Source organism: Paenarthrobacter sp. AT5 (assembly GCF_032764245.1).
Classification (GTDB): Bacteria; Actinomycetota; Actinomycetes; order Actinomycetales; family Micrococcaceae; genus Arthrobacter; species Arthrobacter ureafaciens.
In genome coordinates this window covers 4,628,836-4,641,309 of sequence record NZ_CP136441.1, presented here as the reverse complement: position 1 = coordinate 4,641,309, position 12,474 = coordinate 4,628,836, and the positions used below count along the sequence as shown (strand labels likewise).

Here is a 12,474-nt window from a genome sequence, read left to right as displayed (position 1 = left end):
ACTGCGAGAGCATCGGCGGTTGAGGGGCGGGATGTGAGAGGAGGATGGTGGGAACGTGTCGGGATGTGATAGAGCAACGGTGAGCAAATGATCACACCTGGTGATCATTTGCTCAAGAGCTGATAGCCTGAAGACATGGGAACAGCCGACCGCCACCGCTTAATCGGTGAATTGCTGCGAACCCGCGAGGCTGTGACAGTCGATGAGCTGATGGCCGAATGCGGTGCTTCCGGTGCCACCATCCGGCGCGACTTGGAGATCCTCGCCGCCAACGGAGTGCTTAAGCGCGTCCACGGAGGCGCGCGGAGCCTCCTCTTCAAGGGCGATAACCCCGGCTACGGCCAGCGGGAGTTGGAAGACCACCAGGGCAAAGTCAGGATCGCGGCAGCCGTGGACGCCCTGCTCCAGGACCGCGAACACGTCTGGTTGGACAGCGGTTCGACGGCAACGGAAATTGCCCGCAGCATCGGAAAGCGCCAACTGACCGTCATGCCCATGTCCCTGCACAGTGTGGATGCTTTGGCAGGGGGACGTCCTGAGCTGATCCTGCCCGGAGGACGGCTGGTCCCCGGCGAGCTCTCCTTCCGCGGACCCATGGCTGAAGCCAACGTGCGGTCACTGCGTTTTGATACGGCCGTCATCACGCCGTGCGCGTTCAACCTCAAAGACGGACTCCTTGCCCACGACCTCGATGATGCGGCAGTGAAGCGGGCCGGCCTGGAATCAGCGTCGAGGGTGATAGTGGCAGGCTCCGGCAGCAAATGGAGGGCCAGCGCCCTTGCCTTGGTGGCTGCGATGGACGCAGCCGACGTACTGGTTACCGATGTGGAACCGGCCCCCGAAGATCTTTCCTTGCTCGACGAACTCTCTGTGGAAGTTGTGATTGCATGACTACCAGCACCCGAACCGTCCCCAACGTGAACGCGGCCGCAATAGCCACGTTCTTCGTCTTCGGCATGAACGGGCTGGTCTTTGCCAGTTGGGCTGCCCGCATTCCCGCCGTTACCGAAGCGCTCAGCCTCACGTCCGGACAGATGGGCAGCCTCCTGCTCTGCACCGCGGTGGGCTCCCTCCTGGCGCTGCCAACGGCGGGCTGGGTCGTAGGACGGATCGGGACCGCCAACACGGTCCGGACGGCCGGGGCGGTGGCAGCGGCAGCCGGGGTAGGGATCGCCGTTGCCCTCATGGCGGCCTCTGTTCCCGTGATGGCCGTCTCGCTGTTCTTCTTCGGCATTGGCATCGGCCTGTGGGACGTCGCCCAAAACATCGAGGGCGCCGACGTCGAACACCGGCTCAGGCGCACCATCATGCCGCAGTTCCATGCCGCCTTCAGCGGCGGCGCGTTCGTTGGCGCGCTCATCGGTGCGGGCCTTTCACACCTTGGCGTGGGCCTGCCTGAGCATCTGCTGGTCATTGCAGGCATCGCATTGGTACTGGCGCTGACGGCGCCGCGCTACTTCCTGCCGCACGCGCCAGTTGTTGAAGTGTCCGACGGCGGCACTGACGTCAAGCGCGGACCTTCTGCCTGGCGGGACGGCAGGACGCTGCTCATCGGCGTCGTGGTCCTGGGGGCGACCCTGACGGAAGGCGCGGGCAACGACTGGATTGCCAAGGCAGCGGTCGATGGCCTGGGAACGTCGGAAGGGGGAGGCGCCCTGCTCTTTGCCCTGTTCGTTGCCGGCATGACCCTCATGCGTTTCCTCGGTGGCAAGGTGATCGACAAGTTCGGTCGGGTGGCCGTACTCCGGGCAAGCATGGCTGCCGCTGCGGTCGGCTTGGTCCTGTTCGTCCTGGCGGACAATGTGGTTCTGGCTGGAGCCGGCGCAACCCTTTGGGGCGTCGGAGCCGCCCTGGCCTTCCCCATGGGGATGTCCGCTGCCGCCGACGACCGCAAACATGCTGCAGCCAGGGTTTCCGTGGTGTCGACTATCGGGTACGTAGCTTTCCTTGCGGGTCCTCCCCTGCTGGGTTACCTGGGCGACCACACAGGTATCCACAATGCGCTCCTGGCCATTGGAGCACCTATTCTGGTTGCCCTTCTGCTGGCTGGCGTCGCGAAGCCCTTGCCTGCCACACAGGAGAAGTAACCGCAGATAGATTCTCCTGGATGCATATCTTCATGAAAGGGACCCACAGCAGCAGCGTCACGCCCACTCCCACGCATGCACCACCAAGGACATCGCTGAGCCAGTGGGCGGAGAGATAGGTTCGGCTGGCCATCGTGACGAGGATTCCCGCGATGGCCAGAAGCTTGAACCACAGCTTGCCTGTGAGCAGTACGAGGGTCATGAGAAAGACGGCCGTTGCGGATACATGCCCTGAAGGGTATGAACCAGTGTCCGTCAGGACCTTTGCGCCTTCAGGACGATCGCGCCCAACCACTGCTTTGGCAAGCTGGGTCACTCCCAACGCAATCAACGCCGCGAGGGCGGAGAAGAGGGCCATCTTCGGCCTGCGCCAGAGGAGCAACACCGCCACCAAGAGGACTTCCAGAATGAGCACGCCCACATAACCGAGCCAGTTCAGGAAGGCATTGACCTGGTCCCAGAACGGCGAATGAAGCGTAAAGATCAAGGCCTGCCACTGGGTGTCTACCCCGTTGAACGCCGGTTCGCCCTGCCCGGCGAGGATCAAAAGTCCGGGCACGAGGAATGCCGTCAACAACAGCGCGGCAGGTGCGACGAGCAGCGAGCTTGGCCGGTGGCGGGGTTCCAATATGCGTGGCATGCCTTCATGGTAGCCAGAGCTTCCTGGGCATTCGGGGGAAGGGACCTCCGCCGAACTCCGGAGCGGGGCGATACTGTGGGTTGATGCGAGGCTTCCCGGGCATAGGTCCCCACAACGTGACGAAATTCGATCACTTCCTCGTGCGGGCCGTATCCCGCCAGCGCCAGGGCAACCACGACGACTTCTTCCGTTACCTGTCCGCTGCCGCCACCAAGGGCAAGCTGTGGTTCGGCATCGCGGGGGTCATGGCGACCGTTCCGGGCAGGCCGCGCCGGGCCGCGCTGCACGGTTTGCTCGCCTTGGGCGTCGCGTCCGCCGTCACGAACCTGGTTTTCAAGACCGTCCTGCCGCGCACCAGGCCCTCGCCCGATCACCTTCCTGTTTTCAGGTTCGTGAATCCTCAGCCCACCAGCTCATCGATGCCGTCGGGACATTCCGCCTCGGCAGTGGCCTTCGCGGTGGGAGCCGGGATCGTTTCACCGGCAATCGGCCTCGCTTTGGCTCCCGTGGCTGCCGGTGTGGCCTACTCGAGGGTCCACACGGGCGCCCATTGGCCCTCGGATGTTGTCTTCGGTTCGGCCCTCGGCGCCGGAGCCGCCTTATTGACGCGCAAGTGGTGGCCGGCCCGTCCGCCGGAGCCTACGCCCCGGCGGACTCCGGCGGACGTACCGGCAATCGCCGACGGCGACGGGCTGGTGATCGCCGTCAACGCCATGGGAGGGTCTTATACGCCAGAGACCGGCGAGCTGCTCAAGAAACTATTCCCCAAGGCGCATATACACGAGATCGCTGAGGGAGAAGACGTCGAGGCAGCTGTCCGCACTGTGGCGTCAAGACCCGAGGCCGTCGCCCTGGGGGTATGGGGCGGTGACGGAACGGTAGGCACTGCGGCGGCTGCCGCCGTCGAACATTCCCTTCCACTACTGGTCCTGCCGGGCGGAACGCTCAACCACTTTGCCCGCGACCTGGGCAGCAACTCCATGGACGATGCCGTGGAAGCGCTCACCAAGGGCTGGGGCGCCTCTGTGGACCTGGGCTGGGTGGTGGTGCAGCGCGGTCTGCCGGAGATGCCGGAAACCATCGAGCTGGCCATGCTCAATACGGCCAGCGTGGGTGTTTACCCCAACCTGGTGAGACGGCGTGAACGTTTGCAGCCGGCACTCGGTAAGCCGCTGGCGAGCCTGGTGGCATCGCTGCGGACCTTCGCGGTGAACTCCCCCACCACGCTCAGAGTGGACGGCGTCAGGCACAAGCTGTGGATCATGTACATGGGCCGTGGACGCTACTACCCCGCCGACCATGCGCCCATTCGCCGCCCGGTGCTGGACGACGGCGTCCTGGACTTGCGGATGATTTCGGCGGACGAGCCGTTCGCCCGTGCCCGGTTGCTGTGGGCAGTGGTGACCGGCACTGTAGCCTCCTCCAAGGTGACGCACCTGTCCGAGGCCGGCAGCATCACGATTGAGGCCGCGGACCAGCCCCTGGCCCTGGCCGTCGACGGTGAGGCGAAGGCCAACGTCCGGAGTGCCGAATTCTCGATCCGGACAGGCGGACTGCGCGTGTACTCGCCGCTTCCCCCGGTGGGATAACCGGCCGGATATCCGGGCGGATATCCGGGCGGGTCATCCGGTAGGACTACCCTGACCGGACCCTGAATCATCCCTGGGACAGGCGATTTCCTTCTCTTCCCTGACTAGCGTTTAAGTACATTCACAACTCATCTGCACGTACACGTGTCTAGGGAGGGAACGCTTCCATGATCGAAGCAAAAGGCCTGACGAAGGTCTACGGCGAAAAAACAGCCGTAGGTGGCGTCAGTTTTACGGTCCAGGCCGGCCGGGTAACGGGCTTCCTCGGCCCGAACGGTGCCGGCAAGTCCACCACAATGCGCATGATTATGGGACTGGACACGCCCACGTCCGGCTCAGTGACCGTGAACGGCGTGCCATTCGAAAAGCATGTGGCTCCCCTGCGTGAGATTGGCGCCCTGCTGGATGCCAAGGCAGTCCACACCAGCCGCACGGCTTACAACCACCTGCTGGCCATGGCAGCAACGCACAGCATCCCCAAGAGCCGTGTGCGTGAAGTGATTGAGATGACCGGCCTGGGCGATGTTGCCAAGAAGAAGGTCAAGGGATTCTCGCTCGGCATGGGACAACGCCTGGGCATCGCCGCCGCGCTTCTGGGGGATCCCCAGACAATCATCCTGGACGAGCCGGTGAACGGCTTGGACCCTGAAGGCGTCGTGTGGGTCAGGAACCTGGTCAAGTACCTGGCGTCCGAGGGCCGCACGGTCTTCCTGTCCAGCCACCTCATGAGCGAAATGGCACTCACGGCAGACCACCTGATAGTGATCGGCCGCGGCAAGATCATCGCCGATGCACCCATCGCTGACATCATCACCGGCAAGGGCCAGGCCCGCACCCGCGTCCGCACCGATCAGCCTGAACACCTCATGCAGCTGCTGGCCGGGCAAGGCGTTTCGGTGGAGGTCCACGAACGCGAGCTTCTGGAGGTAAGTGGACTTGATCCACGCGCCATCGCACGCACCGCGTTGGATAACCAGGTCATGGTCTACGAACTCACGCCTCTCCAAGCGAGCCTCGAGGAGGCCTACATGGAGCTGACCAAGGACGAGGTGGAGTACCACTCGCACATCAACACCGGGACGTCGGTTCCCGCTTCGGCCGGAGGGAAGAACTAGTGAGCACCGCAATCACGGACAGCAAACCCACACGCACCCCGGTGGGCCCAGGACCGGCTTTCCACCGGGTTCTGAACTCCGAATTCATCAAATTCCGCACTCTGCTTTCGACCCTCATCCTCCTGGCCTCCACGGCTGTGGTCATGGTCGGCTTCGCGGCCTTGGCTGCATGGGGAACAGGACAGTTCGCCGACCAGGCAGCCCGCGATCCTGAAGCGGCCGCCGCGATGGCAGCCCAGGGCGGAGACCTGGCCGTCAGCATTCCGACGTCCGGAATCTCGTTCGCCCAGCTCATCCTTGGCTCCCTGGGCGTGCTGCTCATGAGCTCGGAATTCACCACCGGCATGGCACGTTCCACCTTCGCCGCCGTGCCCAAGCGCCTCTCCCCGTTCCTGGCGAAGCTCATTGTGGTGGTGGTGAGCGCGTTCCTTCTGACCGCTGTTGCCACGTACGTAGCAGGGCTCGTTTCATTGCCGATCGTGGATAACTACAACCTCAAGCTGGACCTTGGCAGCTCGCAGTCCATCAAGCTCCTGCTGGTGAACAGCATCTATGTGGCCGCCGTGGCTGCGATCGGCATGGCCCTGGGAACGATCGTCCGGAACTCGGCCGGTGGCATCATGAGCCTCGTCGGCCTGTTGTTCGTGGCTCCCATCGCATTCCAGCTCATCCCCGGCGATTTCTTCAAGGAAGCCAACAAGTACCTCCCCACCAGCACCATCAACCCGATGACCGCCGTCGAGCACGTCCCGGACACGCTGGAAGCGTGGCAGGCCGCGCTGGTGCTGACCGCCTGGGTTGTTGTGCCGGTGGCAATTGCCATGGTTCTGCTCAAGAAGCGGGACGTCTAGGGCGTTTAGGCTCTCTTCATGATCGAAGTCCCACAAAGGAAGGACGCGTTGGCCGGTCCGGCTGACGCGTCCTTCGCGGAAATCACCCAGCGCCGCCGCGGACGCGTGCGGCGCTATTTCTACGAGCACCCGCTGGCCATGGATGCCGTGGTGGTCTCTTGCTATGTGCTTCTGGCGCTGCCCACCATCATCTCTTCGGTCATCGAGGGCAAGTGGCTGGTCACGTCATTCCTTTTGCTCATCGCCCTGGCACTGTGGTTCCGGCGGCAGAGCCCGATTCATGTGGCGGCCGCCGTTGCCCTCCTGGAAATCGCCGCTACCATCCTCAACCCTTGGGGATCGAACGTCTCGGCGGGTCTTTGGTTCGCCCTTTACGCCGTAGCATCCGCCAGAAAGCGTCCCGTTGCCTTCGTGGTGCTGGGCGCGGCCAGCCTCCCCCTGAGCTTGCTCTATCTCTTCATGTGGACTAGCCCCAGCAACATGGACACGCTCCGGGAGGTTCCGGAGAACTTCCACCTCATCAACAACATCGCCACGGCCGTGACCATCATGCTGTCCAACCTCCTGGCCACGGGAATCGGCATTTCGGTCCGGGAGCGCCGGGAGCATGAGGCAGAGATCGCCGCCTGGGTGGCTCGCACGACCCAGCTGGGCAAGGTCACCGAGCGCAACAGGATCGCCCGCGAGATGCACGACGTCGTGGCACACTCGCTCACGGTCATGGTGAGCCTTTCCGACGGTGCGGCAGTGGTAGTGAAGAAGGATCCCGAACGCGCCGGCGAGGTGCTTGGTGAACTATCCAGGACGGGGCGGAACGCCTTGGCTGACATGCGCAGGGTATTGGGCGTCCTAAGGGACGATTCCGGCCGTCCGGCGCCGCTCACACCGTTGGAATCGGGACACAACCTTTCCAAGCTGCTGGATGGATTCCGGACGGCAGGGCTTCCGCTTCACTATGCTCATACGGGACCCGCGCTCCCGGCCGATCCTGCGTTCGAACTGACGGTCTATCGGATTGTCCAGGAATCGCTGACCAACGTCCTGAGGTACGGAAGGTCGCTGAGCCGGGTGGACGTGCAGGTGGCGCGCAACGGCGACCTGGTCACCATCGACGTGCTCGACGACGGCCGCGGAACCAGGGACGGCAACGGGAAGGGAAGCCTGGGCACCGGCCAAGGAATTGCAGGCATGCGGGAGCGGGCCGGAATCTACGCCGGAAAAATCGGGGCCGGACCTGGCAGGAACGGCGGCTGGGCGGTACACGCCGAGCTGAACTGGAACGGCGACAAGGGGGAGTAATGAGGGACTACGAACTGACAGGTCAAGGGACCATCAAGATCCTGTTGGTGGATGACCAACCACTTCTGAGGATGGGCTTTCGGCTGATCCTTGAGGGCGAAGATGACCTGACGGTGGTGGGCGAAGCATCGGATGGCGCAGAGGCCGTCCGCCTGGTGGAAGAGCTGCAGCCGGACGTCGTCCTCATGGACGTCCGTATGCCCGCCATGGACGGCATCGAAGCCACCCGACGCATATCGGCCGCGGGTGCTGATGCGCGGGTCATCATTCTTACCACCTTCGACCTCGATGAATATGCTTTCTCCGGTCTGCAGGCCGGGGCGTCCGCCTTCCTCCTGAAGGACGTTGCTCCCGCTGAGCTGGTCCACGCGGTTCGGGTGGTGGCCAGCGGGGACGCAGTGGTGGCACCGAGGATCACCCAGCGGCTGCTGGAGACTTACGTCCGCGGGGGACACACGCCAGGGATCACGCCGGCCCGCCGTGACCCTCTGCTGGATGAACTGACTCCGCGCGAAACGGAGATCCTCACCACCATCGCCGAAGGCCTGTCCAACGCCGAGATTGCCCACAAATTCTTCTTGTCCGAGGCAACAGTGAAGACCCACGTGCGCCGTATCCTGAGCAAGCTGCAGTTGCGGGACCGCGTGCAGGTGGTGGTCTACGCCTACGAAACCGGGCTCGTGGTGCCCAGCAACCCGGACTACTGATCCGGATAGACTCGGGAGCATGCCTACGAACGCCTCCGCAGCAGAGCACATCAAGGACCTTGGCGAGTACGTTTCGGCGTCGCCGTCGAGCTTCCATGCCGTCGATGAAGCGGCCCGCCGCTTAGATGCAGCCGGCTTTACGGGGCTGAATGAGCTGGAGCCGTGGTCCGGGGGCGCGGGCGGCTATTACGTCATCCGGGACGGCGCCCTGATTGCTTGGGTATCGCCGGAGAACGCAGGTCCCGCCACGGGGTTCAACATCCTTGGCGCCCACACCGATTCCCCGTCCTTCAAGCTCAAGCCGAAGCCCACAACGGGGAAGTTCGGTTGGCTGCAGGCGGGCGTGGAGGTCTACGGCGGCCCGCTGCTCAATTCCTGGCTGGACCGGGAACTGCAGCTTGCCGGCCGCCTGGTGATGCGTGACGGTACCCAGCACCTGACGGCCACTGGCCCCCTCCTGCGGTTCCCGCAGCTCGCCATCCATCTGGACCGGGCAGTCAACGAAGGCCTGACGTTGTCCAAACAGCAGCACATGAACCCGATTTTCGGGCTGGGAGATCCCGCAGGGGAGGATCTTTTGGGCCTGCTCGCCTCGCGCGTGAAGGACGCCTCGGTGGATGCTGCGGAGATCGGCGGGTACGACGTCGTCGTGGCAGACACGCAAGCGCCCGCGGTTTTCGGGGTCAATAGTGAGTTCTTCGCCTCCGGACGCTTGGACAACCTGTCGTCGACCCATGCGGGTTTGGTGGCGCTCATCGCCCACGCGGGGTCGGCGCCTGCCGACGGACCCATCGCAGTCCTTGCCGCCTTCGACCATGAGGAAATCGGCTCCAACTCCCGCTCCGGTGCTTGCGGACCGATCCTGGAGGACATCCTCGCCCGGATCTCAGACGGTTTCGGGGCTTCGGTGAGCCAGCGGCGGCAGGCGTTGTCGGCGTCGTTCTGTGTTTCTGCCGATGCCGGCCACGCTGTCCACCCGAACTACGCCGAGCGCCATGACCCCGCCAACCGTCCGCTGCTCAACCGGGGCCCGTTGCTGAAGATCAATGCCAACCAGCGCTACGCAACAGATGCCACAGGCGCAGCTTTTTGGGCCCGGTTGTGCGCAGAGTCGGGTGTTCCGTACCAGGAGTTTGTTTCCAACAACGACATCCCCTGCGGTTCCACCATTGGTCCGTTGACGGCCACGCGCCTCGGCATCCGCACGGTTGATGTCGGAGTTCCGCTGCTTTCGATGCACTCCGCGCGTGAGCTGTGTGGCGTGGAGGATCCCTACTCCTTGGCCAGGGTGACGGAACTGTTCTTCGCCACTGCCATGTGACCCCCGCCACGGCCCAAAGCCTCAAGGGGTCGTTTCAGGACGGTTTCAAAAGTTCTCAATAAGAAACATTTGATGCTTTAAGCGATACATTTTGTGCATACTCCCGGTTTGGCTGACGTCAAAATGTTTGTCTGCACAGCATCAGCCCCGGTATGGGGTGGCTAGTGTGGGAAAGCCAAGTGGCCCACTGCACATCTCCGTGGGCCTTCCAAGTACTCAAAGGACGGCGACGTTCCATGCACGCTGACCAACAACTTTCCAAATCGCTTAAGCCCCGGCACCTGTCCATGATCGCCATTGCGGGCGTCATCGGCGCAGGCCTCTTCGTGGGCTCGGGCGCAGCTATCCAACAGGCGGGACCAGGAATCCTCGTGGCCTACCTCGCCGCGGGCCTGGTAGTCATCCTGGTGATGCGCATGCTGGGCGAAATGGCTGCATCCAATCCGGAGACCGGCTCGTTCTCCACCTATGCCGACAAAGCGCTTGGCCGATGGGCCGGGTTCAGCATCGGTTGGCTCTACGCCTGGTTCTGGATCATCGTGCTGGGCATCGAAGCCACTGCCGGTGCCGCCATCATGCACCGCTGGGTGCCCGGCGTCGATCAGTGGATCTGGGCCCTGATACTCATGGTGCTCCTCACCCTCACCAACCTCGGTTCAGTGAAGTCCTACGGTGAGTTCGAGTTCTGGTTCGCGTCCATCAAAGTCGCGGCAATCGTCATCTTCCTGCTTGCAGGAATCGTCGCCATCCTCGGTTTCATGCCGGGCGTTCCTGCACCGGGAGTGACCAACCTCCTGGACCAGGGCGGCTTCATGCCCAGTGGGCCGGGCGCGGTCCTCGCCGGCATCCTCGTGGTCGTCTTCTCCTTCTTTGGCGCGGAGATCGCAACCATTGCTGCCGGGGAATCCGAGAATCCGGTGGACGCCGTCAAGAAGGCCGTGAAGTCCACCGTGTGGCGCATCCTGATCTTCTACATCGGCTCCATCGCCATTGTGGTCACCTTGCTCCCGTGGAACAGCGCCTCCGTTGCCAAAAGCCCGTACGTTGCAGTGATCGAGCTCTATGGCATCCCGGGAGCCGGCACCATCATGGACATCGTTGTCCTCACGTCGGTGCTTTCCTGCCTCAACTCGGGCCTCTACACCGCCAGCCGCATGCTGTTCTCGCTGTCCCGCCGCGGAGATGCACCGAAGTCCTGGACGCGTATTTCCAAGCGCGGTGTGCCTGCGGCGGCCGTGCTTGCGTCCACAGTGGTCGGATTTATCACTGTGGGACTGAACTACATTGCCCCGGATACGGTGTTCCTGTTCCTCGTCAACACCTCCGGCGCCATCGCACTGTTCGTGTGGTTGGTCATTGCAGCCTCCCAGTTGGTTCTCCGCCGCCGCATGGGGGCCGCCGCGAAGGACCTCCAGCTCAAGATGTGGTTCTTCCCCTACCTCACGTGGATTGCCATTGCGAGCATCGTGGCACTCATCATCGGCATGGTCATCCTGGAATCCACCCGCGAATCGCTGTTCCTGTCGCTCGCCTTGGCGGTAATCGTCGTAGGCATCGGCGTCTGGCGCTACCGCAAGGGCGGAGCTGCGCCCGCCCAAGCGACCAGTGGCGAAGAGGAGCCTGCAAGCGTCGGTGCCGGTCCGGCGTCGTAAGCGTCTGCTTTGCTGCGGGGCAGCTGCCGTCAATACCGACGGCGGCTGCCCCGTTCGCGTTAAAGCTTGGCAACTCACAGCCCAAAAAAGTAGTTGACATTGGACTCCCAGTTCTCATATTTTCATGCTTGTAAAATTACATAACTTTGCTACTACGAAACTTGGGGTTTCACTATGCATCGACCTTTCATGCAGTTATCAACCGCGACCCGCGGCCTCATCCTCTGCCTCATCCCGCCTCTGATCTGGGGCGGCATGTTCCCGATCGCCAACGATCTTGCTACGACCGTCAACGCTTTTCACATGACTTTGATCAGGTATGTCATTGCTGCGGCCCTCCTCGTTTTAATGCTCTGGCGGGCCGAGGGTCTTCGCGCGCTCCGCGTCGATGGTCGCTTGGGCAGGTTGTTCCTGCTGGGCAGCGCCGGGTTCGCTGGATTTGGCCTGCTGGCATTTACGGCTTTGCGATATACGAGCTCGCCCAACGTCAGCCTCATTATGGCGATGATGCCCGCCATTGGGGCGGTTGTAGGTGCGATGGCTACGAGGAAACTGCCTGCCAGCTACACTGTCGCATCAATCCTGGTGGCGTTTGCCGGAGTTTCGCTTGTCATCACCGACGGCGACTATGGCCGACTGTTCAGTGGCCAACTCGGACTGGGTGAACTGCTCGCCCTCTTGGGAGCCGTCTGTTGGGTGACGTACACCCGGGGAGCCATCGGGTTCCAAGGGTGGTCCGCACTGCGGTACACCACGGTTACCACGGTGCTCGGCTGCATCAGCATTCTGTTTGCAGTCCTCATCGCTACAGGGGTTGGCTACGTCACTGCACCAGATCTTGGAGCTATTCTGGGCGGCTGGTTACACCTTGCCTACCTCATAATCTTCGCTGCAGTGGTTGCTGTTCTCTCATGGAACAAAGGCATCGGCTTGCTGGGACGGCTCAATGGAACTCTGTTCATGAACGTCGTCCCCGTCGTTGCCTTCGCCATTGCGATGATCCGCGGATATCAACCGACTGTGACTGCTCTTGTCGGGGCTGTTCTGGTTATTGCGGCGCTGCTCACGAACAACTACTTCTCCAGGCGGTCTGCACGCGCCATCCGGGCGCAGCAGGTGCCGGCCAGTGCTGAGGCGGCCAGCGAATCAGAGGGGGTCCGCGCACGCTAATCCGAGCATGCTAGGATCAATCTTCCATAATTATGAAAATAGC

Annotated in this window: 11 protein-coding genes; 10 read left to right on the top strand and 1 reads right to left on the bottom strand. The window is 62.9% G+C overall.

All coding sequences use genetic code 11. From position 1 onward, the window contains the following. Positions 1 to 135 precede the first annotated feature (135 nt). The gene (locus RI444_RS21665; RefSeq protein ID WP_021473338.1) at positions 136 to 891 is read left to right on the top strand and encodes a DeoR/GlpR family DNA-binding transcription regulator; all 756 of its coding nucleotides are present in this window, start codon (positions 136 to 138) and stop codon (positions 889 to 891) included. Next, on the top strand, positions 888 to 2,087 hold the full coding sequence (locus RI444_RS21660; protein ID WP_069696584.1) for an MFS transporter: 1,200 nt from the start codon (positions 888 to 890) through the stop codon (positions 2,085 to 2,087). The genes RI444_RS21665 and RI444_RS21660 overlap by 4 nt, the downstream gene beginning before the upstream one ends. Here the strand turns inward: RI444_RS21660 and RI444_RS21655 are convergent. Beyond that, complete coding sequence (locus RI444_RS21655) at positions 2,023 to 2,727, bottom strand: phosphatase PAP2 family protein (protein ID WP_062098884.1); 705 nt, start codon at positions 2,725 to 2,727, stop codon at positions 2,023 to 2,025. The genes RI444_RS21660 and RI444_RS21655 overlap by 65 nt on opposite strands. 83 nt (positions 2,728 to 2,810) lie before the next feature. Here RI444_RS21655 and RI444_RS21650 point away from each other — a divergent pair, with 83 nt between their 5' ends. From RI444_RS21650 to RI444_RS21615, 8 genes are all read left to right on the top strand, one after another. After that, on the top strand, positions 2,811 to 4,316 hold the full coding sequence (locus RI444_RS21650) for a bifunctional phosphatase PAP2/diacylglycerol kinase family protein (protein ID WP_021473335.1): 1,506 nt from the start codon (positions 2,811 to 2,813) through the stop codon (positions 4,314 to 4,316). Positions 4,317 to 4,483: 167 nt separating this feature from the next. Further along, on the top strand, positions 4,484 to 5,431 hold the full coding sequence (locus RI444_RS21645) for an ABC transporter ATP-binding protein (protein ID WP_062098882.1): 948 nt from the start codon (positions 4,484 to 4,486) through the stop codon (positions 5,429 to 5,431). Beyond that, complete coding sequence (locus RI444_RS21640; RefSeq protein WP_021473333.1) at positions 5,431 to 6,282, top strand: ABC transporter permease; 852 nt, start codon at positions 5,431 to 5,433, stop codon at positions 6,280 to 6,282. The genes RI444_RS21645 and RI444_RS21640 overlap by 1 nt, the downstream gene beginning before the upstream one ends. Positions 6,283 to 6,300: 18 nt before the next feature. After that, the gene (locus tag RI444_RS21635; protein WP_021473332.1) at positions 6,301 to 7,581 is read left to right on the top strand and encodes a sensor histidine kinase; all 1,281 of its coding nucleotides are present in this window, start codon (positions 6,301 to 6,303) and stop codon (positions 7,579 to 7,581) included. Then, a complete protein-coding gene (locus tag RI444_RS21630; RefSeq protein WP_021473331.1) occupies positions 7,581 to 8,288 on the top strand; it encodes a response regulator in 708 nt (235 codons plus the stop codon). Before RI444_RS21635 ends, RI444_RS21630 begins: the two co-directional genes overlap by 1 nt. A gap of 19 nt (positions 8,289 to 8,307) precedes the next feature. Next, positions 8,308 to 9,609, top strand: a complete 1,302-nt coding sequence (locus RI444_RS21625; RefSeq protein ID WP_021473330.1) for a M18 family aminopeptidase — start codon at positions 8,308 to 8,310, stop codon at positions 9,607 to 9,609. Between the two features lie 236 nt (positions 9,610 to 9,845). After that, positions 9,846 to 11,261 carry an amino acid permease gene (locus RI444_RS21620; protein WP_207605309.1) on the top strand — a complete coding sequence of 472 codons (1,416 nt, stop codon included), beginning with the start codon at positions 9,846 to 9,848 and terminating at the stop codon, positions 11,259 to 11,261. A gap of 189 nt (positions 11,262 to 11,450) precedes the next feature. Beyond that, positions 11,451 to 12,431, top strand: a complete 981-nt coding sequence (locus tag RI444_RS21615) for a DMT family transporter (RefSeq protein ID WP_207605310.1) — start codon at positions 11,451 to 11,453, stop codon at positions 12,429 to 12,431. Positions 12,432 to 12,474: the final 43 nt, after the last annotated feature.

Excerpts from the sequence above, each read along its gene's own strand:
- RI444_RS21620 (WP_207605309.1), top strand. The coding sequence starts at position 9,846 with ATGCACGCTGACCAACAACTTTCCAAATCGCTTAAGCCCCGGCACCTG.
- RI444_RS21665 (WP_021473338.1), top strand. The coding sequence starts at position 136 with ATGGGAACAGCCGACCGCCACCGCTTAATCGGTGAATTGCTGCGAACC.
- RI444_RS21615 (WP_207605310.1), top strand. The coding sequence starts at position 11,451 with ATGCAGTTATCAACCGCGACCCGCGGCCTCATCCTCTGCCTCATCCCG.
- RI444_RS21655 (WP_062098884.1), bottom strand. The coding sequence starts at position 2,727 with ATGCCACGCATATTGGAACCCCGCCACCGGCCAAGCTCGCTGCTCGTC.
- RI444_RS21645 (WP_062098882.1), top strand. The coding sequence starts at position 4,484 with ATGATCGAAGCAAAAGGCCTGACGAAGGTCTACGGCGAAAAAACAGCC.
- RI444_RS21635 (WP_021473332.1), top strand. The coding sequence starts at position 6,301 with ATGATCGAAGTCCCACAAAGGAAGGACGCGTTGGCCGGTCCGGCTGAC.
- RI444_RS21625 (WP_021473330.1), top strand. The coding sequence starts at position 8,308 with ATGCCTACGAACGCCTCCGCAGCAGAGCACATCAAGGACCTTGGCGAG.
- RI444_RS21630 (WP_021473331.1), top strand. The coding sequence starts at position 7,581 with ATGAGGGACTACGAACTGACAGGTCAAGGGACCATCAAGATCCTGTTG.
- RI444_RS21660 (WP_069696584.1), top strand. The coding sequence starts at position 888 with ATGACTACCAGCACCCGAACCGTCCCCAACGTGAACGCGGCCGCAATA.
- RI444_RS21650 (WP_021473335.1), top strand. The coding sequence starts at position 2,811 with ATGCGAGGCTTCCCGGGCATAGGTCCCCACAACGTGACGAAATTCGAT.